Annotated in this window: 20 protein-coding genes and 1 riboswitch; of the genes, 13 read left to right on the top strand and 7 right to left on the bottom strand. The window is 72.3% G+C overall.

Annotated features, from left to right (window positions below; genetic code table 11):
* Nucleotides 1-61: 61 nt before the first annotated feature.
* Nucleotides 62-268 carry a heavy-metal-associated domain-containing protein gene (locus tag K8Z49_RS29535; protein ID WP_111832799.1) on the bottom strand — a complete coding sequence of 69 codons (207 nt, stop codon included), beginning with the start codon at nucleotides 266-268 and terminating at the stop codon, nucleotides 62-64.
* A gap of 196 nt (nucleotides 269-464) precedes the next feature.
* Between K8Z49_RS29535 and K8Z49_RS29530 the strand changes: the two genes are divergently transcribed.
* Together K8Z49_RS29530 and K8Z49_RS29525 are read left to right on the top strand one after the other, a co-directional pair.
* On the top strand, nucleotides 465-1,328 hold the full coding sequence (locus tag K8Z49_RS29530; protein WP_024934700.1) for an Fpg/Nei family DNA glycosylase: 864 nt from the start codon (nucleotides 465-467) through the stop codon (nucleotides 1,326-1,328).
* Between the two features lie 110 nt (nucleotides 1,329-1,438).
* Nucleotides 1,439-2,272 carry a hypothetical protein gene (locus tag K8Z49_RS29525; protein WP_412515765.1) on the top strand — a complete coding sequence of 278 codons (834 nt, stop codon included), beginning with the start codon at nucleotides 1,439-1,441 and terminating at the stop codon, nucleotides 2,270-2,272.
* A 104-nt stretch (nucleotides 2,273-2,376) separates the two neighbouring features.
* Here the strand turns inward: K8Z49_RS29525 and K8Z49_RS29520 are convergent, their stop codons facing one another.
* A complete protein-coding gene (locus tag K8Z49_RS29520) occupies nucleotides 2,377-2,838 on the bottom strand; it encodes an SSI family serine proteinase inhibitor (RefSeq protein ID WP_111832801.1) in 462 nt (153 codons plus the stop codon).
* 46 nt (nucleotides 2,839-2,884) lie between these two features.
* On the opposite strand from K8Z49_RS29520, the gene K8Z49_RS29515 reads away from it, so the two are divergent.
* The 4 genes from K8Z49_RS29515 to K8Z49_RS29500 all read left to right on the top strand — a co-directional run bounded on the left by K8Z49_RS29515 (nucleotide 2,885) and on the right by K8Z49_RS29500 (nucleotide 7,754).
* Entirely contained in the window at nucleotides 2,885-3,220 is a 336-nt protein-coding gene (locus tag K8Z49_RS29515) for a rhodanese-like domain-containing protein (RefSeq protein ID WP_024934702.1), read from the top strand.
* An 83-nt stretch (nucleotides 3,221-3,303) separates the two neighbouring features.
* Nucleotides 3,304-3,420, top strand: a riboswitch (TPP riboswitch).
* Nucleotides 3,413-4,759, top strand: coding sequence for a purine-cytosine permease family protein (locus tag K8Z49_RS29510; RefSeq protein WP_412515764.1), 1,347 nt, complete (start codon nucleotides 3,413-3,415; stop codon nucleotides 4,757-4,759). Its footprint overlaps the riboswitch before it by 8 nt.
* A 77-nt stretch (nucleotides 4,760-4,836) precedes the next feature.
* On the top strand, nucleotides 4,837-6,837 hold the full coding sequence (locus tag K8Z49_RS29505) for a PAS domain-containing protein (RefSeq protein ID WP_412515763.1): 2,001 nt from the start codon (nucleotides 4,837-4,839) through the stop codon (nucleotides 6,835-6,837).
* 368 nt (nucleotides 6,838-7,205) lie between these two features.
* The gene (locus K8Z49_RS29500; protein WP_021595916.1) at nucleotides 7,206-7,754 is read left to right on the top strand and encodes an ATP-binding protein; all 549 of its coding nucleotides are present in this window, start codon (nucleotides 7,206-7,208) and stop codon (nucleotides 7,752-7,754) included.
* 169 nt (nucleotides 7,755-7,923) lie between these two features.
* Here the strand turns inward: K8Z49_RS29500 and K8Z49_RS29495 are convergent, their stop codons facing one another.
* Nucleotides 7,924-9,132: an arginine deiminase gene (locus tag K8Z49_RS29495; protein WP_412515762.1), complete on the bottom strand. Its 1,209-nt coding sequence runs from the start codon at nucleotides 9,130-9,132 to the stop codon at nucleotides 7,924-7,926.
* 52 nt (nucleotides 9,133-9,184) lie between these two features.
* Between K8Z49_RS29495 and K8Z49_RS29490 the strand changes: the two genes are divergently transcribed.
* From K8Z49_RS29490 to K8Z49_RS29475, 4 genes are all read left to right on the top strand, one after another.
* Nucleotides 9,185-10,453, top strand: coding sequence for an MFS transporter (locus K8Z49_RS29490; RefSeq protein ID WP_412515761.1), 1,269 nt, complete (start codon nucleotides 9,185-9,187; stop codon nucleotides 10,451-10,453).
* 383 nt (nucleotides 10,454-10,836) lie between these two features.
* A complete protein-coding gene (locus tag K8Z49_RS29485) occupies nucleotides 10,837-10,998 on the top strand; it encodes a hypothetical protein (RefSeq protein ID WP_412515760.1) in 162 nt (53 codons plus the stop codon).
* 339 nt (nucleotides 10,999-11,337) lie between these two features.
* Nucleotides 11,338-12,519, top strand: coding sequence for an elongation factor Tu (gene tuf, locus K8Z49_RS29480; RefSeq protein WP_412515759.1), 1,182 nt, complete (start codon nucleotides 11,338-11,340; stop codon nucleotides 12,517-12,519).
* Nucleotides 12,520-12,680: 161 nt separating this feature from the next.
* Nucleotides 12,681-13,562 carry an endonuclease/exonuclease/phosphatase family protein gene (locus K8Z49_RS29475; protein ID WP_075022913.1) on the top strand — a complete coding sequence of 294 codons (882 nt, stop codon included), beginning with the start codon at nucleotides 12,681-12,683 and terminating at the stop codon, nucleotides 13,560-13,562.
* A 221-nt stretch (nucleotides 13,563-13,783) separates the two neighbouring features.
* Here K8Z49_RS29475 and K8Z49_RS29470 read toward each other — a convergent pair whose 3' ends face one another.
* The 3 genes from K8Z49_RS29470 to K8Z49_RS29460 form a co-directional block, all read right to left on the bottom strand.
* Nucleotides 13,784-15,334 (bottom strand): long-chain-fatty-acid--CoA ligase, encoded by a 1,551-nt coding sequence (locus K8Z49_RS29470; RefSeq protein WP_412515758.1) that lies wholly within the window; start codon nucleotides 15,332-15,334, stop codon nucleotides 13,784-13,786.
* An 88-nt stretch (nucleotides 15,335-15,422) separates the two neighbouring features.
* Nucleotides 15,423-15,593 carry a hypothetical protein gene (locus K8Z49_RS29465; protein WP_021598954.1) on the bottom strand — a complete coding sequence of 57 codons (171 nt, stop codon included), beginning with the start codon at nucleotides 15,591-15,593 and terminating at the stop codon, nucleotides 15,423-15,425.
* Nucleotides 15,594-15,644: 51 nt separating this feature from the next.
* On the bottom strand, nucleotides 15,645-16,235 hold the full coding sequence (locus tag K8Z49_RS29460; protein WP_111832805.1) for a hypothetical protein: 591 nt from the start codon (nucleotides 16,233-16,235) through the stop codon (nucleotides 15,645-15,647).
* Nucleotides 16,236-16,367: 132 nt separating this feature from the next.
* On the opposite strand from K8Z49_RS29460, the gene K8Z49_RS29455 reads away from it, so the two are divergent.
* Both K8Z49_RS29455 and K8Z49_RS29450 read left to right on the top strand, forming a co-directional pair.
* The gene (locus K8Z49_RS29455; RefSeq protein ID WP_024934708.1) at nucleotides 16,368-17,081 is read left to right on the top strand and encodes a response regulator transcription factor; all 714 of its coding nucleotides are present in this window, start codon (nucleotides 16,368-16,370) and stop codon (nucleotides 17,079-17,081) included.
* Nucleotides 17,078-18,193, top strand: a complete 1,116-nt coding sequence (locus tag K8Z49_RS29450) for a sensor histidine kinase (protein ID WP_024934709.1) — start codon at nucleotides 17,078-17,080, stop codon at nucleotides 18,191-18,193. The genes K8Z49_RS29455 and K8Z49_RS29450 overlap by 4 nt, the downstream gene beginning before the upstream one ends.
* 27 nt (nucleotides 18,194-18,220) lie before the next feature.
* Here K8Z49_RS29450 and K8Z49_RS29445 read toward each other — a convergent pair whose 3' ends face one another.
* Nucleotides 18,221-18,574 carry a hypothetical protein gene (locus tag K8Z49_RS29445; RefSeq protein ID WP_021596906.1) on the bottom strand — a complete coding sequence of 118 codons (354 nt, stop codon included), beginning with the start codon at nucleotides 18,572-18,574 and terminating at the stop codon, nucleotides 18,221-18,223.
* Nucleotides 18,575-18,775: 201 nt separating this feature from the next.
* Between K8Z49_RS29445 and K8Z49_RS29440 the strand changes: the two genes are divergently transcribed.
* A complete protein-coding gene (locus K8Z49_RS29440; protein ID WP_024934710.1) occupies nucleotides 18,776-19,111 on the top strand; it encodes an STAS domain-containing protein in 336 nt (111 codons plus the stop codon).
* The last annotated feature ends 112 nt before the right edge of the window (nucleotides 19,112-19,223 follow it).

Genomic DNA, 19,223 nt, shown 5'->3' with positions numbered 1-19,223 from the left:
CCGATTCACTCCGCTCGTCGGTCGGGCGAGGCACCCCGCCCGGAGGCGGGGCGCGCTTCGCTCACGAGGTCAGCTGGTATCCGGCCTCCTCGACGGCGGCCTGGACCCGGGCCTCGTCGAGGGGCGTCTGGCTGGTGACGGTGACCTTGCCGCTCGGCAGGTCGACGTCCACACCGGTCACGCCGGTGATCTGCTCGACCTCCTCGGTCACCGAGCTCACGCAGTGGCCGCAGGTCATCCCGCTGACGGTGTAGGTGGTGGTGCTCATCGCGTCTCCTTCTCAATTACCCCTGGGGGGTATCTCCTGCGCCTCAGACTGCCATAACCGAACGCCCCTGACAACCCCTGGGGGGTATCCATCTGTTCCGAGATCCCGGTCACAGCCGCCTCCAGAGTTATCCACAGACGTCCACAGGGCTGTGGACGACGTTCCGGCACCCCGGCCCGTCGCGGATACTGAAGCCATGCCTGAGCTACCTGAGGTGGAGGCGCTGGCGGGGTTCCTGCGGGAGCGCGTGGTCGGCCATGTCGTCGCCCGCGTCGATGTTCTCGCCATCTCCGCGCTGAAGACCTACGACCCGCCGGTGACCGCGCTCGGCGGGCTGGCCGTCACCGGCGCGTCCCGGCACGGCAAGTTCCTCGACCTGGACGTCGACGGGCTGCACCTGGTGATCCACCTCGCCCGCGCGGGCTGGCTGCGCTGGCGGGACGAGATACCGGCCAGGCCCGTCCGGCCCGGCGGCAAGAACCCGCTCGCGCTGCGCGTCCACCTGGACGACGGCTCGGGCTTCGACCTGACCGAGGCCGGGACGAAGAAGGGGCTCGCCGTCTACGTCGTCCGCGACCCGGACGACGTGCCCGGCGTGGCCTCGCTCGGCCCCGACCCGCTGGACGACGCGTTCACCGTCGAGGCGCTCGCCGGGATCGTCGGAGGGAAGCGCAACCAGATCAAGGGCCTGCTGCGCGACCAGAAGGTGATCGCCGGCATCGGCAACGCCTACTCCGACGAGGTCCTGCACGTGGCGAAGATGTCGCCGTTCAAGATGGCGTCGTCGCTCACCGGGGAGGACGTCGCCGTCCTGCACGAGGCGATCGTCACCACGCTGCGGGACGCGGTCGAGCGCTCGCGCGGCCTGGAGGCGCAGGACCTCAAGGGCGAGAAGAAGACCGGCCTGCGGGTGCACGGGAAGGCCGGCCAGAAATGCCCGGTCTGCGGCGACACGATCCGCGAGGTGTCGTTCGCCGACTCGGCGCTCCAGTACTGCCCCACCTGCCAGACGGGCGGCAAGCCGCTCGCCGACCGCCGCATGTCCCGCCTGCTCAAGTAGCCCGCCCGCCGGCCCGCCCCGGCATTCCGCGCGAAGGCCCCATGCCGGGAGAGAACGGCGGCGTATCGTGGCGCGAGACGATCACGCCTCTCGCCGTCCCAGGAGCCGCCATGGGCTACCCGCCCCACCCCGCGCAGCCGGGCCCGGGTGGGCCGTACGCCCCTGGCCACCCGTCCCCTCCCGCCGCCCCCGCGCACCCCTACGCGCCCAGCGCGCCGCCGCCCGCGCACGGGTATCCGCCCGGCGGCCACCCCCAGCAGGGCGGATACCCCCACCAGGGCGGCTACCCGGCACCGCAGGCGCCGCCCGCGCATCCCGGGCCGCCGATGCCCCCGCAGCAGCCCGCCGACCTGTACGGCTCGCCCATCCTCGTCTACGACCAGCCGGCGCAGTTCTTCTCGACCGAGGCGAACTACACGATCTGGAGCCCGCAGGGGCAGCCCGCCGCCTACGTCCGCGAAGAGGGCGTGAGCGGCGCCAAGAAGGCGCTGCGCGTGATGAGCCAGGGCAACCAGAACAAGGCCGAGCGGAAGCTGTCGGTCTTCCGTGCGGACGGCATGCCGTACTTCGCCTTCTACAAGCCGTACGGGTTCATGGGGACGCCCATGATGAAGGTGCTCACGCCGCACGGCGGCCTCTTCGGGCACCTGCGCAAGCGGGCGATGCGCGGGTGGGAGATCCTCGACCCGCACGAGCGGCAGATCGGGTACTACGAGCTGCTCAGCGGCCGGATCACCGACTGGCAGCAGCGGGAGCTGGCCCGCATCCAGCGCGGTTTCGCGGGCATGGGCGAGTACCTGTCGCAGGTGTTCACGGGAGCGGACCGGTACGTCCTGCGCATGCACGTCCAGCTCCAGGAGCCGATGCGGACGCTCGTGCTGGCGTGCCCGCTCGCGTTCGACACGGCCGTCTCCCAGAACCGCAGCATCGGCGGCCTTTTCTAGAACGACCTGTTCGAGAACGGATCAGGGCCCGGCCGGACGGCCGGGCCCTGATCGTTCGTGAACGAGACCGGAACGGGGATGGCTCGTTCGGCGGATGTGTGGTGTCAGCGCACCTTCGGCACGCTGCCGAAGAGCGGGCCGACCTCGGTCCAGCGGTGCAGCTGGCAGCCGTCGGCGCGGGTGAACTGGGTGTCGATCTCCTTCCCCTGCCAGGTGCCCTTGACCGTGGCGATCTCCGGACCGCCGTAGATCTTGGTGCACATCTGGTTCTCGGGGACGGGCTTGAAGGGTTCCTTGACCTTGGTGAGGGCCGCGCAGGCGTCGGCGGCCTTGGGATGGGTGCCACCCGGTGGCTCGCAGGTCAGCTTCCAGGTCTTGGCGGGTGCCTCCTTCGAGGCCTTGACCTCCACGGTGAGTGTGTCCGCCGGCGTGCCGGACGGCTGCACGGACGTCGTGCCCGAAGGCTTGTCGGCGGGGTTTCCGTTGGCCTGTTCGTCGCCGCAGGCGGCCAGAGACAGGAGCGTGGCCAGCCCGGGCGCCGCGAAAAGGAGCGTCCGATACCGCATGCGTGATTCGACGCAGGGGGGCTTCGCGCGGTTCCATGGGGGTGTGATGAATTTCGGGGAAGACGTGCCGGCCGTGGTCGCCGCCGACGTCCCGCAGGACGGTTACCTCGTGGACGTGCGTGAACAGGACGAATGGGACGCGGGTCACGCGCCCGAGGCGGTCCACATCCCCATGGGGCAGCTCGGCGATCGCGCCGGGGAGATCCCGCGCGACCGGGAGGTCTACGTGATCTGCCGCTCCGGCGCGCGGTCCGCGCAGGTCACGGTCGCGCTGAATCAGGCGGGCTGGCTGGCCAGGAACGTCGACGGGGGCATGAAGGGGTGGGCCGAGGCGGGACGCCCGATGGAGGGCTCCGGGAACGGCGAGCCGTACGTCGCCTGATCCGCGGCGCCCGAGCCGGGTCGCGCGATTAAAGCCCTATGCACTCTTTTGGGCGATTGTTGGGGGTTGTACGATCGGGGCCGACCGAAACCCGCGGGAGCTCGGGCCACAGCCGGGCTGAGAGGGCGGCCTTCCAGGCGTCGCCGACCGCATGAACCTGTCCGGGTAATGCCGGCGTAGGGAGTGTGTGCCGTGACGTCCGACGTCGAGAAGCGCTCCGATGGCGCGCGTCCGCAGAACGAGGTCCCCTACACCCTCGACGAACCCGCCCCGAAGGTCCTCGGATTCTGGGACCAGAGCGCCTTCTGGGCCAACCTCGGCGTCAGCCTCCTGGCCTTCTCCGGCGCCTACACCGTCCTCGCGCCGGACGCCGACGGCCGTCCCACCATCTCGATCATGGCGGGCATCGTCGCGATGGCCGCCGGCACGATCCTCGGCGGGCTGATGCTCGGCCTCGCCGCCGTCCCGGGCACCCGCACCGGCCAGCCCGCGATGGTGCTGCTGCGCGGCCTGTTCGGCGCGAAGCTGTCGTACGCGCCGACCGTCCTCAACATCGCCCAGCTGGTCGGCTGGGGGACGTTCGAGCTGATCGTCATCGCGGACGCGGCCCGCGAGCTGTGGGACGGGGTGCCCCGCTGGGGCTACGTCGTCGCCGCCGGCGCGATCACGACGGTGCTGACGGTGTGGCCGCTCGGCTCGGTGCGGCTGCTGCGCCGGTACGTGACGGTCGCCGTGGCGGTCGCGCTCGTCTACTTCTACGTCCAGCTCCTCCGCGAGCCGATCCCCGACCTGACGCAGGGGTCGTGGGGCGGCTTCTGGATCGGCGCGGACGCCGCGCTGGCGGTGTCGATCTCCTGGGTGCCGGTCGCCGCCGACTACACCCGGCACGCCAAGACCGAGCGCGGGGCGTTCGGCGCCGCGGCCGTCGGCTACTCCGTCACGCAGATCGTCGCCTATGTCCTGGGCCTGCTCGCGCTGGCCCTGGTCGCGGGCGACTCCAGCAAGGTGTTCGACCCGTTCCTGGGCGCCACGCTCGGGGTGGTGTTCTTCGCGGTGTTCGTGCTGCGCGAGGCGGACCAGTCGTTCGCCGACACCTACTCCACGGCCGTGTCGATCCAGAACCTGTTCCCGCGCGCGGACCGCCGGGTGCTGAGCGTCGGGCTCGGCGCCGGGATCACCGTCCTCGCGCTCGCCCTGGACATCGGCGACTACGCGGGCTTCCTGTCGCTGATCGGGTCGGTGTTCGTGCCGATGCTCGGCGTCCTCGCCGCCGACTTCTTCCTCGGCCGCCGGGCGCGGGGCGGCTGGGACGTCTCGCGCACGGCGCCGTCCCGCTGGGGCATGATCGCCGCCTGGGCGGCCGGGTTCGTCGTCTACCAGCTCATCAACCCCGGCACGGTCGAGCGCTGGGCCGGCCTCTGGCGGGACGTCCAGGAGGCGCTGCACTTCACGCCGCAGAGCTGGATGAGCGCTTCCCTGCTGTCGTTCCTGGTCGCCGGGCTCGCGGCCCTTCTCATCGGCAGGCTTACCAAACGGTAAGGTTTGCGTGTGTGGAGGGGCGCCGAAGAAACTTTCGGCGCAAGTTGCCCGGCGTCGGGCCGGAGTCCGGTGGCACGATGACAGACGTGTACGAGCACGTCCACGATCCCATCGCGCGCGCGGTCATCGAGAGCGCCGCCGACGCGATCGTGGCCGTGGACCGGCGGCACCGCGTCACGGTGTGGAACCCGGCCGCCGAGCGCATGTTCGGCTGGAGCGCCGCGGACATGGTCGGGCGCGTCCCGCCGATCGTCCCGGACGAGCTGAAGGCCGAGCACAACGCCGTCCAGGAACGGCTCCTCACCCGCCGGGCCGGCGACGGCGGGCAGATCTCGATCGCGACCCGCCGGTTCCACCGCGACGGGCGCCTCATCGACGTGCGCATCGACACCAGCCTGCTGAAAGACCCGGACGGGACGCTGCTCGGCTGGGTCGGGGTGTACCACCCGGTCGAGGACGACGAGATCGTCCAGCACCGCATGACCGAGCGGGCGCGGCTGGTCCGGCGGCTCAACGACATCGTCGCCGACCTCAACGCCGAGCTCGACCTCGGCATCGTGCTCGACCGGATCACCGCCGCGCTGATCGAGCTGACCGGGGCCGACGCGGGCGGGTTCGTCCGGATCGAGGGCGACCGGCTGCGGCTGGTCAGCATGTCCGGGCTGCCGGAGCGGATGCGCGGGCGGTCCGCCGAGCTGCGGCCGAGCCTCGTCGGGGAGCTGCTGCGGTCGGGCAAGACCGTCAAGCTGGCGACGGGCGAGCGGCGCCTCGGCGACCTGATCTGGTCGGAGCTGCCCGGCCTGCACACGATCGCGCTCGGGCTCTCCTACCTGCAGAACCGGCCCTACGGCGCGCTGTACGCGCTGTTCTCCGGGCGCAAGGTCGGGCACACCGAGCTGGAGCTGCTGGAACTGCTCGCCGGGCACGCCGGGGTCGCGGTCGGCAACGCCGTCGCCTACGCGGAGGTCGTCCGGCAGCGGGCGCACGAGCGCGCGGTGATCGACTCCAGCGCGGACGGCATCGCCGTGCTCGACCACGACCTCGTCGTCCGGCACTGGAACCCCGCCGCGCACACCCTGACCGGCATCCCGCCGGAGGAGGCGATCGGGCGCCCGCTGCCGTTCGACATGCCGGCCCTCGGCGAGATGCTGACGTTCCGGCTGGAGTCGGGCACCTGGCTGAACGTGCTGGCCGCCGAGATCGAGGAGACCGGCGAGCTGGTCGTCGACTTCCGCGACGTGTCCGAGGCCAAGGCGCTGGAGGAGGCGAAGGACCTGTTCCTCGCCACCACCAGCCACGAGCTGCGCACCCCGATCACGGTCGTGCAGGGGTTCGCGTCCACGCTGGTCAACCGGTGGGACGAGATGGCCGACGGCGACCGCCGCGCCGCCGTCGCCACCATCGCCGAGCGCGCCCAGTCCCTCGGGCGCCTGGTCGAGCATCTCCTGCTCGGCTCCCGCGCGGGCGCCGACGAGCTGGCCGTGACGATCGAGGCGTTCGACCTGACCCGGGTGCTGGAGGGCGTGGTGGCCGGGTTCCGGTCCCTGTCGCCGCTGCACCGGGTCGAGCTGGACGTCGAGCCGGGCCTGCCGCCCTGCCGGGGGGACGCGATGGCGACCGACATCGTCCTCGGGCAGCTGCTGGAGAACGCGTTCAAGTACTCCCCGGACGGCGGGACGGTCAGCGTCCGCGCCCGCCGCGAGGGCTCCCGCATCGTCGTCACCGTGACCGACGAGGGGATCGGCATCCCGGACGGCGACCACGAGCGGATCTTCGAGCGGTTCGTCCAGGGGGACGCGGGGGACCGCCGCCGGTTCGGCGGGATCGGGCTCGGGCTGTACATCGTCCGGCGGCTGACGGAGGCGCAGGGCGGCACGATCTCCGCCCATCCGGCCGGACGTGAGGCATCTCACACTGAATCCGGGCACGGCGCGATCAACGGGACGGGCGGCGCCGAGCCGCCCGAATTGGACCGCGCCACCCGGCTGCTCCCGGTCGCGGAGCGGCGCGGACCCGCAGGTGGCGCGCGTGCGGGCGAGGGCACGTGCATGCGCCTCGTCCTGCGCGCAGCGGGGTGAGCGGCGGTTACTTACCGTAAGGACACTCCGTCCCGGGTGGCCCGGTGAGACCGGCGTGACCAGGGCTTTCGGCGGTCTCGGCGGATGGCAGGCTGGCCTGGTGCGGGAAAGTGCGGTGTCTTCGGGGTGTGACGGACGAAACGTGTGCGTGAGGAGTAAGTCCGCCGTTGGCTGGATAGATCCATGGATGGTTGCCGTTGGTGACGAAGGTCCGATCCGGGGGTGATCACCGTGACCGGATGGCCGGTGACTCGTTGTGCAGGTGGTGAGCCGAGGCGCCCGGGTTTCCGGACAGGGCCAACAGGGCATTTCGGTCGTATCGGGAGAGCGACGACGGGCCGCGTCCGAGTGAACGGAACCACGGGGAGGTGAGGGCATCGAGCGTCGTACTGCTGCCGCACGCGCCGTCCAGCGTCGCGGTCGCCCGTAAGCGCCTCAGCTCGGAGCTGGCCGACTCGGGGGTCTACGAGTCCATCGTCGACGACGCCAGCGTCATCGTCAGCGAGCTGATCAGCAATGCCCTCCGGCACGCCCGCCCGCTGCCGTCCGGCCAGGTCAGGGTCTGCTGGCTGCGCCGCGGTGACCTGCTCGAACTGGAGGTCAGCGACGGCGGCGCGATGACCGAGCCGCGCCGGGGTCCGGGCACCCTGTCCTCGCTCGGCGGGCGCGGTCTCGGCATCGTCGAGGCCCTGTCCGAAGGGTGGGGGGTGCGTCACGAGGACGGCTCCACCACGGTCTGGGCCGTGCTGCGGGCCCCAAGGTCGCCGGACGCGCACGGTGTGTCCGCCGCCCCCGCGGGCAGCCACTCCGCCATGCCCGATCTCTCCGCTTTCCCGGACCTCCTGGACGACCCGAACGACGACCTCGGCACCGATTCGAGGAATGAAGTAGCTCCAAGTAGGGCATATCCGGCATAGAGCGACCCTGCCTGGAAGGAACCCCGCCCGACCTTGTATGGTCCTCACCAACGCTCGCGGCGCTGTCGTGCCCCCGTCGACACCGCCCCGGCGTTGAGTGGTTCTTTCCGGTGTGCGATGCCCTGCGGCTCGCACACCGGGAAGAACGCAAAGCCCCCTTCGCCCCCGGTCAGGCCGGTGTGTCGCGGAGGATCGGGCACGACATGCAGCGCGGACCGCCCCTCCCGGTACCCAGCTCGCTGCCGCTGATCCTGATGACCTCGATACCGGACGCCTCCAGTTGGGCGTTCGTCTCGATGTTGCGTTCGTAGGCGACGCACAGGCGGGGAGCGACGGCGAGGGTGTTGTTGCCGTCGTCCCACTGCTCGCGCTCGGCGGTCACGGGGTCCAGGCCCGTGTCGATGACCTTCAGGCGGTCCAGGCCCATCGCCTCCGCCGCGGCGTCCAGGAAGGGACGCGGCTCGGTCACGCGCAGGTCGCCGTCCATCAGGGTGACCGTGTGGGCCGTCAGGGAGTGCGCCACCGGCGGGTACATGACGACCGTGTCCACGTCGACCATCGTGCAGACGGTGTCGAGGTGCATGGTGGCGCGCTCCTGCGCGATCGGCACCGCCAGGACGGTGTGGGCGAGACCGGCGCCGATCACCTGGCGGGCCAGCCGCTCCACGCCCGCCGGCGTCGTGCGCTCCCCGGTGCCCACGGCGATCACCCCCGGACAGAGGAGCAGGACGTCCCCGCCCTCCAGATGTTCGAGGGACGGCGTGTACACCGGCTCCACCCCCGCGAACCGCGGATGGTGCGCGTAGACGAGGCCGGTCAGGGCCGACTCGCGCCGGCGGGCCTCCATCGCGAGGCTCGTCACCGCCACGCGGTCGCCGATCCAGGTGCTGTTGTCGCGCGTGAACAGCAGGCCCGGCAGCGGGTCGATGATGAAGTCCTGCGTGTCCATCAGCCGGTAGACCAGGCCGTGCCCGGCCTTCAGCTCCTCGTGCGCGAGCCCGGCGATCAGCGTGTGCGCGAGGTTCTCCGGGTCGAGGCCGCGCAGGTGGTCCGCGACGACGCGGCGGAGCTGGTCGCCGAGGCGCAGGTCGACGACGGCGTCCGCGATCGCCTGCTCCCGGGCGGCCCCGTACTCCAGCGCGTCCTGCAGCAGCTCCGTCACGTACAGGACCTCGACGCCGCGCGACCGCAGCGCCTCGGCGAACGCGTCGTGCTCCTCCTGCGCGCGGCCCGCCCACGGGATCGCGTCGAACAGCAGCTTGTCGCTGTTGCGCGGAGTGAGCCGCTTCAGCTCCGCGCCCGGACGATGCAGCAGGACGGTCCGCAACCGTCCGACCTCGCTGGTGACCCGGTGCTCGTGCGTCTTCGCTGCCGTCACCCTCCGAAGTCTAGGCGGCGAGCGCCCGCACCCGCTGTGCCACCATGCCTAGGTGATCGGCAGATCCGCGGCCCTGCCGCTCCACCTCACGTCGGCCACGATGCTGCGCGTGTCCGCGGAGGGCGTCGCGACCGCGCTGGTCCTGACCGTCGAGGCGCGGACCGGGAACGCCGCCACCGCCGGCTACCTGCAGACCGCGATGACGCTGCCGTACGTCCTCAGCGGCCCGGTCATCGGCGACGCGCTGGACCGGGTGGGACGGCCCCGCCGCGCCGCCGTCGCCCTCGCCGCCTGCTACGCCGTCGCGACCGCCGCCTTGCTGCTGACGGCGGGCCGGTCGCCGCTCGCCCTGGCGCTGCTGATCGCCGCCGTGATCGGCTGCACCGAGCCGATCGTCGTCGCACTCACCAGCCTGCTGCCCCGGTTCGTCCCGGCCGGACGGCTCTCGCGCGCCTACGGCCTGGAGGCGTCCAGCTACAACCTCGCCGGGATCGCGGGTCCGGGGCTGGCCGCCGGGGTGGCCGCGCTGGCCGGAGGCGAGTACGCCGGCACCGCGGTCGTGGCCGTCGGCCTCCTCGGCCTCCTGACCCTCCCGCTGCTCCCGTTCCCGGGCCCCTCCGCGGGCGCGGCCGGCGCCCTCCCGGCCGAGGCCACCGCCGCCACGGGCGCCGCGGCCGTCGGCGCCAAGGCCGGGCCGCGCGCGGCGGGGACGCTCTCGGTGATCACGGGCGGGCTGGTGGTGCTGGCCGGGGGCCGGGTGCTGCGGGCGCTGACGGTGGCGACGACGCTCGCGTGGATGGGCTTCGGCGGGGTCGCGGTCACGGCGGTGCTGCTGGCCGAGCACATCGGCGGCCCGCCCAGCGCGGGCGGCCGGCTGCTGGTGGCGATGGCGGTCGGCTCGCTGATCGGGTCGCTCGCGTCCAGCCGCTGGCTCACCCCGAAGCACGCCGAACCGGTCATGATCGCCGGGCTCGTCGCGTTCGGCGCGTCCCTGGCCGCCCTCGCCGTGACGCCGTCCCTGCCCTGGGCGACCGCGGCGTTCGTCGCGGCGGGCGTCTCCGAGGGACCGGTGTTCGCGGCCACGCTCATGCTCCGCCAGCGCGAGTCCCCGCCCGACCGGCTCGGCCAGGTCAACACGACGGGCGGCAGCCTCAAGATCGGCGCGTCCGCCCTCGGCGCCGCCCTCACCGCCGCGTTCGCCGACGCGGTCGGCCCCGTCGGCCTGGTGCTCGGCATAGCCGCCTTCCAGTTCGCAGGCGCCCTCGCCGGCCTGCTCCTCCTCCGCGTCCCCGCAGGCGAGAAGCCCGCCGAGGACCCGTAAAGCCGACGGACCCACGAGCGCCCGGCCGGACAGGAGGAGGTGACACGCCCACAACCGAGAGGCCACCCCATGCCGCCCCCAACCGCTCCTCGCCCGGCCACGCGAAGAGCCCCGCCGCCTCGCAAGCCTGACGGGGCTCGCGCATCGCGGTGGGCGAGGCCGGGCGACGCTTGCCCGGTGTCCGCGCATCGCCCAGACCTACGGCGTAGCGCACGCCACTGCGGCGCGTGCCGTCCAGGAACTCACGGCGCGCGGTGCAGTGGTCGCGGTACCCGGACGCGGGACGTTCCTGGCGGACGCGGACGAAGGCAAGTAGCCCCGCACTACGGGCCCCAGACACACGAGAGGGCCCAGGCCGTAGCGCGGTCGGCCCGTGCTCGGCGTTGGCTCCGATCGACCGGCCCTACCTCGGCGCTCTGCTCGACCTTCTCGCGGGCCAGGGCGAGGGCGACCGGCAGTGGGAGGCGGCGTCCGACCTGATCGACCGCTTCCTGGGCACCCGCACCGTCATCGCCGGCACGGCCACCCGCCGGGCCCACCGTTGACCACGACCCAGTCCAGCGCCCTGCTGCGCACCGCGATCGTCGACCGGGCGCTCCGCCCCGGCCCGGAGGCGACCCCGTCCGGCTGCTGACCGGACGGAAAATCGGTCGACTTCCACCGGGGGCGACCGTAATGTCCGAGGCATGTTCCTCGCAGCCGGCACCCGGACGCTCGCAGGCCACGGCCTGCTGAGCGCGGTGCCGGCTGCCCTCTCGGCGGCGGCAGCGAACGCGGCCTTCGACGGCCTGCGAAGCTGACCCCTCTCCGTCCCACCCTCCGGAGAACCAGCGGAGGGGGGTGGTCCAGCGGTTCTCACCGGATCCACCAGTGAGGACAAGACCATGGCCAAGCAGCTGTACGAGCGCGACAAGCCCCACCTCAACATCGGCACGATGGGGCACGTCGACCACGGCAAGACGACGCTGACCGCCGCGATCACGAAGGTGCTCGCGGAGCGCGGGCTGGCGTCCGCGGTGCCGTTCGAGCGGATCGACCGCGCCCCGGAGGAGCGCGACCGAGGCATCACGATCAACGTCGCGCACGTCCAGTACGCGACCGCGACCCGGCACTACGCGCACGTCGACATGCCCGGCCATGCCGACTACGTGAAGAACATGATCTCCGGTGCCGCGCAGGTGGACGGGGCCGTCCTCGTGGTGTCCGCGCAGGACGGGGCGATGCCGCAGACGCGGGAGCACATCGTCCTCGCGCGGCAGGTCGGCGTCGGGCACGTCGTGGTGGCGCTGAACAAGGCCGACATGGTCGAGGACACCGAACTCCTCGACCTCGTCGAGCTGGAGGTGCGGGACCTGCTCTCGGAGTACGGGTTCCCCGGCGACGAGATCCCGATCGTCCGCGTGTCCGGGCTCCGGGCGCTGGAGGGCGACCCGTACTGGACGGCCCGCATCGTCGACCTGCTCGACGCGATCGACGCCTACGTGCCCGTTCCGGCGCGGGTGCTCGACCGGCCCTTCCTGATGCCGGTCGAGAGCGTCCTGACGATCACCGGGCGCGGCACCGTCGTGACCGGGGTCGTCGCGCAGGGCTCGATCCGGCTCGGGGAGGCCGTCGAGGTCGTCGGGCTCGGCGAGACCTTCGGCACCGTCGCGACCGGGCTGGAGACGTTCGGCCGCACGATGGACCACGCGGAGGCCGGCGACAACACCGCCATGCTGCTGCGCGGCGTCAAGCGGGACCAGGTCCGGCGCGGCCAGGTGATCAGCGCGCCGGGCGCGATCCGGCCGCACCTGCGGTTCCGGGCGCGGGTCCGGGTGCTGACCGCCGCCGAGGGCGGGCGGTCCAGGCCGTTCTTCCACGGGTACCGGCCGCAGTTCCACTTCCGCACCACGGACGTGGTCGGCGGCATCGACCTCGGCGAGGGCGGCATGGCGCCGCCCGGCGACTCCGTCGAGATGGCGGTCGAGCTGGGCAAGCCGGTCGCGATGACCGAGGGGCTCGGCTTCGCCATCCGCGAGGGCGGCCGGACGGTCGGCGCCGGCACGGTCACGGCGCTGCTCGACTAGCGAGGAGGGCCCGGCGGGATCACCCGCCGGGCCCTTCCGCCGGTCCCGGGTAAATTCTTCCGGCCGCGGTGACCGAGCGGTCGCGAACGGCTGGCGGAAGCGATCTTGATGTGGTGGGATTCCGGCATCACCCCCGCAGATCCCCCATTTCTGGAGAACGTGTGCGATCTCCCCGCGCCCTGATTCCCCTGCTCTCGGTCTGTGCGGCCGCCGCGGTCGTGACCGCCGCCGCCACCGGCGCCAGCATCGAGGGCCTTCCGGGCGGCGGTGGAGGTCCCGCCCACGCCGACGGGGCCGCCCCCCGCCCCGCCGCCGTGACGATCACCGCGATGAGCTGGAACGTCTGCGGCGGGCCCGGCTGCCCGTCCGGCGCCGCGCCCGCCGGGGCCGCGAAGGACATCGTCCAGCGGATGCGGGCGACCGAGGTCGGCGGACGGAAGGTCAGGACGAACGCCGTCCTCCTCCAGGAGGTCTGCGAAGGGCAGCTCCGCACCGTCAAGAAGGCCGTGTCCGGCTGGAGCTGGGCGTTCGCCCCGTCGCCCGGCGGCGGGACGTGCGCGGACGGGCAGGGCGACGTGGGCCTCGCCATCGGCACCGACGCGGAGCTCACCGAGCACGGGCAGACCAAGCTCCCCGCGCCCGCCGGCCACTCCCGCATCGCGCTCTGCGGCGAGGTCCCGTCCTGGAAGACCCGCGTCTGCGTCACCCAGCTCGGCACGTCCGAGGACGCCCAGTGGCGCCGCAAGGAGGCCGGAACCCTGGCCACGCTCGCGGGCAAGGGCCGCGTCCTGATCGGCGGCGACTTCGCCGACGCCCCCGACAGCCCCGCCCTCGACCCCCTGTACGCCGCCTACGCCGAATGCGACCAGACCGGCTCGTCCCGGACGGGCGCCAAGACCCGGCAGAACTGGCAGGGCACCGCGGTCGAGAAGACCGACTACCTCTTCATCGGCAAGTCGGCCTCGGTCTCCTGCACCGTCCCCACCGCCGACACCAAGTCCTCCGACCACCGCCCCCTCTCAGCAGTAATCCGCTACCCCTGACGCACCCACCAGAAATTGGGCAGGCGGGGGCGCACTGACCCCAGCCACCGCCTCAGCCGTCAACGACCCCAAGTGTCGCGATCGCGTCCGAAGGCAGATTCGAGCGAAGCGAGAATCTGATCGCGCAGCGAGCCGCAAGGCGAGCCGGAGCGATGCCGGCGATCGCACGTTTTTGTGGGGGTCGCGGCGCCCCGGGCGCCGCGACCCCCACAAAAACAAAACTAAACAGCCCGGTCCCGGCCCTGCCAGTAGGGGGCGCGGAGGTCGCGCTTGAGGATCTTGCCGGTGGGGTTGCGGGGGATCTCGGTGCGGCGCTCGACCGAGGTGGGGCACTTGAAGTGGGCCAGCCGCTCGCGGCAGTAGTCGATGATCTCCTGGTCGGAGAGGTCGCCGGACACCACGACGATCGCCTTCGGGGTCTCGCCCCACTTGTCGTCGGGGACGCCGATGACGGCGCAGTCGGTGATGTCGGGGTGGCCCATCAGGACGTTCTCGACCTCGGCGGGGTAGATGTTCTCCCCACCGGAGATGATCATGTCCTTGACGCGGTCGTGGATGTAGAGGTAACCGTCCTCGTCGAGGTAGCCGGCGTCGCCCGTCCGGAACCAGTTGTCCTCGGAGAGGGCGGTCGCGGTGGCGTCCGGCATGCCCCAGTAGCCCTTCATGTTCTGCGGCGTCCGGCAGAGGATCTCGCCGACCTGCCCCGGGGGCAGCTCCTCCTGCGTGGCCGGGTCGACGATCTTGAGGGTGGTGGTGGCGTTGGGGAGGCCGGCGCTGCGCAGCCGGTGCGCGTTCGGGCCGCCCGGGTCGTGGTCCTCGGGCGGCAGCATCGTGATCGCGCCGGTGACCTCCGTCAGCCCGTACACCTGCATGAACCGGGTCCCCGGCAGCATCGCCATGGAGCCGCGCAGGACGTCCTCGCTGATCGGGGACGCGCCGTACAGCATGAGCTTCAGGCTGGACAGGTCGCAGGCGGCCACCTCCGGGATCAGCTGCATGAACTGCAGCAGCACCGGAACCAGGAAGATGTGCGTCACGCCGTGCCGCTCGATGCCCTGCGCGATCAGGGTCGGGTCGGGTTCGCGGGCGATGACGCCCGTGAGGCCGTTGTAGACGGTGGAGACGGTGAGCACGTTGCCGGCCACGTGGTACATCGGCATCGCGACCATGAGCACGGACGACTCGTCGATGTCCCACACGTCGGTGGTCACCGCGAGCGCCGCCAGGAAGTTGTCGTGCGTGAGCATGACGCCCTTGGGCAGGCCCGTGGTGCCGGACGAGTAGAGCTGGACGAACACGTCCGCGGTGTCGGGCTCGTGCTCGGGCACGGTCTCGGGGGCCGTGTCGATCCAGGCGGCGTAGTCCTTGTGGGCGTCGGATCCGCCGATGACGACGGTGTGGGCGGTGTGCTCCAGCTTGCCGGCGATCGCGTCCAGGACTGGGACGAACTCGGGCCCGACGATGAAGACCTTCGCCTGCGCGTTGTTGACGATGTAGGCGACCTCGTCGGGCGCGAGCCGGTAGTTCACCGGGACCTGCACGGCGCCGATCCGGGCGGCGCCGAAGAGCTGCTCGGCGTATTCCAGGGAGTTCTTGTCCAGAATGGCGACCCGGTCGCCGGTGCCGACACCCGCGGCGGCCAGCGCGGCGGCGACCCGGTCGACGCGCCGGTCGAAGTCGCCGTAGGTGATCTCGGTGTCGCCCGCGATGTAGGCGACGCGATCGGGATGGGCGAGCGCGCGTTCGCGCAGCACTCCGTCAAGACCTGGCACGGTGGGCCCCTTTGCTGGATGACCGCCTGGTTGTTCCGGCATCATGCGGTGACCGGCGACACCGCGGCAAGGGGATCGGGCCGCTTACCTAGTGGCTTTTGGACATCTTGGACACGGCGGTCACGGCGAGTACCACCACGACGGCGATGAGTCCGATGAAGAAGAAGAACTTCAGCATCGAGAGGATCGCGCCGACGACGGTGAAAAGCAGCCAGACCGCGAGAATGACGCCCACGATGGTCAGAATCGTCTTACCCATGACTCCACCGTAAGCGTTCCTCGCGCGGCGGTCATCACCCTGGGGAACGACCTAGGCCCCACCGTGCGGCGGAGTCCATCCCGGAGGCGCACCAGGGGCGGAACCCTGACCCGGCCCCGGCTGGTACGGCGGCGCCGGAGGCTGTCCCGGGAAGGGCCGATGACCGGGGCCCGGCTGCGGGAAGGGCGCGCGGGTGGGCCCGGTGCCGCCGGCGACCATCGCGACCCGCAGCCCGGCGACGGCACCGGCCACCAGCGGCGCCAGCAGGTCCCACGCGTGGAAGCGCGGTTTCAGCACCGCGGTGATGTAGCCGCCGCTGAAGGAGGCGTTGTGGGTCGCCCCATAGAGAAAGACGCCGAGCCGGGTGCCGACGTAGAGCGCGACGAGCGCGGAGACGGCCGCGACGATCGGGGCGGCCGGGCCGCGGGGGCGGGTGAGGACGAGCCCGGCGGCCGTGAGGACCCCGACGACGACGCAGTGCAGCGCGTAGTAGGCGGTAGACGTTCGGAACTCCGCCAGGAACGGAGACTGGTAGATGCCGGCGAACGTCAGGATCACGCCGATGCCCGTGGCGACCGCGCCGCCCACGAGGACGAGGGCGATGGTGCCGGCGACGGGGGTCGCGGGACGCGTCTGAGACATCGGGCCATTAAACCGGCGATCGGGTGCTCACGCAGGTCAGCAGGTCAGAGCGGCCCCCGGGGCATTCCTTACAGGGTGGTGACGGAATGGGCGGGGCGGGGGGCGGCGCCTTAGCGTGAAGGGGTGAACTCCGTGTCCCATGCCGGCCGCGTCCTGGTGGTCGACGACGACCCGACGGTGGCCGAGGTCGTCGCCCGGTACCTGGCCCGCGACGGGCACGAGGTCGTCTGCGTCGCCGACGGCCGGACCGCCCTGCGCAAGGCCGTCGACCAGCAGCCGGACCTCGTCGTCCTCGACCTGATGCTGCCGGGGATGGACGGCCTGGAGGTGTGCCGGCGGCTCCGCGAGACCTCGACCGTCCCGATCGTGATGCTCACCGCCCTCGGCACGGAGACCGACCGGCTCGTCGGGCTGGAGACCGGCGCCGACGACTACGTGACCAAGCCGTTCAGCCCGCGCGAGCTGGCGCTGCGGGTCCGGTCGGTGCTGCGCCGGGCGCGCGGGGCGCTCGTCCCGACCGGCCCGTCCGGGCCGCTGCACGACGGCGACCTCCTCGTGGACGTCAGCGCCCACGAGGCGCTGCTGCGCGGCGACCGGCTCGCGCTCACGTCCCGCGAGTTCGACCTGCTGGCGTTCCTGATGCGCCACCCGCGGCAGGCGTTCACCCGCGACGAGCTGCTCGAACGCGTGTGGGACTGGACGTTCGGCGACTCGTCCACGGTCACCGTCCACGTCCGCCGGCTCCGCGAGAAGATCGAGGACGACCCGACCACGCCGCGCCGCATCGTCACCGTCTGGGGCGTCGGCTACCGGTACGAGCCCGCGGAGCCCGGAGGCGACCGATGATCCCGTTCGAGGACCTCCTCTGGGTGATCTTCTACGCGGCGGTGGCCGCCCTCGTCGTCGCGGGGCTGGCGCTCGGCGTGCTGTACGCGCTGCGCGGACACTCGGTCGCCACGCAGCTGATCGTGGTCGGCGCCGCGACCGTGCTGGCGACCATCTCCGGCATCCTCGTGATCTCCTTCATGATGCTGCTGAACGATCACGACCGGTCGGTGGTGCTCGCCGTCGTGACGTCCGCCGGGCTGGTCGCGATGGCGGTGTCGGTGCTGCTCGGCCGCCGCCTGGTCGCCGCGAACCGCGTGCTGGTCGAGGCCGTCCGCGCCGGCCGGTTCCGGCGGCCGGCCGCCCACCTCCCGGCCGAGCTGGCCGAGCTGTCCCGCGAGCTGGAGGCCGCCTACGACCGGCTGGCCGCCGCGCACGAACGCGAGCAGGCCCTCGAAGCGAGCCGCCGCGAGCTGGTCGCGTGGGTGAGCCACGACCTGCGCACCCCGCTGGCCGGGCTGCGCGCGATGGCCGAGGCCCTGGAGGACGAGGTCGTCGCCGACCAGCGGACCATCAACCGCTACCACGGCCGCATCCGCGTCGAGGTGGAGCGGCTGACCGAGATGGTGGACGACCTGTTCGAGCTGTCCCGCATCCACGCGGGGGCGCTGCGCCTGTCCCGCCGCCGCGTCGGCCTCGCCGACCTGGTCGCCGAGGCGGTCGCCGGCGCCGAGGCGCTGGCCCGCGCGAAGGGCGTCCGGCTGCACGGCGACGTCCGCGCGGGCCTGCCCGTCCAGGTCGACGCGGGCGAGCTGGGCCGCGCCCTGCGCAACCTCGTCGTCAACGCGATCCGGCACACCCCGAGCGACGGCGCGGTCGAGATCCTCGGCGAGGTCCGCGGCGGCGAGGCCCGGGTGACGGTGGCCGACGCCTGCGGCGGCATCCCGGAGGACGACCTGCCGCGCGTGTTCGACGTCGCCTTCCGCGGCGAGGCGGCCCGCACCCCCGGCGGCGGCGCCGGCCTCGGCCTCGCCATCGCCCGCGGCATCGTCGAGGCCCACGCGGGCGAGATCGGCGTCGCCAACGAGGGCCCCGGCTGCCGCTTCGAAGTCCGCCTCCCCCTGACCGTCTGAGGAACGGCGGAGCGAGGCGGCGCCGGATCAGTGGTCGAGGGCTTCGGAGATGGCTCGGTAGGTGGGGCAGGGCCAGCGGGACATGCAGGCGCGGCAGCGGCGGATGGGGCGGTCGGGGTCACTGGTGATGCCGCCCGCCTCCTGCGGGCGGTGCAGGTCGATGAGGCGCAGGCCGAGGTCGGCGAACGCGATGACCTCCTCGCGGGCCCCGGAGAGGAAGGCGAGGTCCTCGCGCGACAGGCGCGTGCGGACCGGGACGAAGCCGTTCTTGTTCACCAGGCGCGAGAGGACCTGCGTGGACGTCCGCCACGTGCTGGACTTCGCCGAGCGCGCCCGGATCGTCTCCAGGCGTTCGCGGAGTTGGACATGCCGCTGTTGCACCCGCTCAGCCTCTCCTACTCCGGACGTCCGCGCGAGGCGAACCCGCGAGTTCGGCCGAACCGGGGATCACGGCATCACGGTGGGTAGTTCTCAAAGCGTACGGGGCTGGCAAGGCGGCGACACGCCCCGGAATCGCCCACGGGGCAGGGGACTTGGCGAACCGTCTGGCCCCGTGGCCGTGAGCGAGATAGTGTGCCGGACGTGGAGCTAAACGTTTCGACCGCATCTCAGGGAGGTCACGCCGTCGTCACGGCGACCGGTGAACTCGACCTGTACACCGCGCCCAAGCTGCAGGCGGCCCTCGCGGCACTGCTGCGCGAGGAGATCGACCGCATCGTGGTCGACATGAGCGGCGTCGAGTTCTGCGACTCGACCGGCATGAACGTGCTGCTCGCCGCCATGAAGCGGCTCAAGGAGCAGGGCGGCTCGCTGGAGCTCGCCGCGCCGCGCCCGGCCGTGAAGCGCATCCTGCAGGTCACCGGGCTCGACACCGTCTTCACCGTGACCGACGCCGCGCCCGTCCTGGACGCCGGCTGATCCGCGGCCGCCCCGGCGGGTGAACGCCGGGGTTCGCCGCGCGATCCCGCGGGGAAACGGCCCGGATCGTTCCGGGTGCCGTGCGGCATCGCGCGCCCGTCCCCGACTACGA

The organism is Actinomadura madurae (assembly GCF_047130825.1).
In the GTDB taxonomy this organism is placed as follows: domain Bacteria; phylum Actinomycetota; class Actinomycetes; order Streptosporangiales; family Streptosporangiaceae; genus Spirillospora; species Spirillospora madurae.
This window is presented reverse-complemented; position numbering and strand designations above follow the sequence as displayed.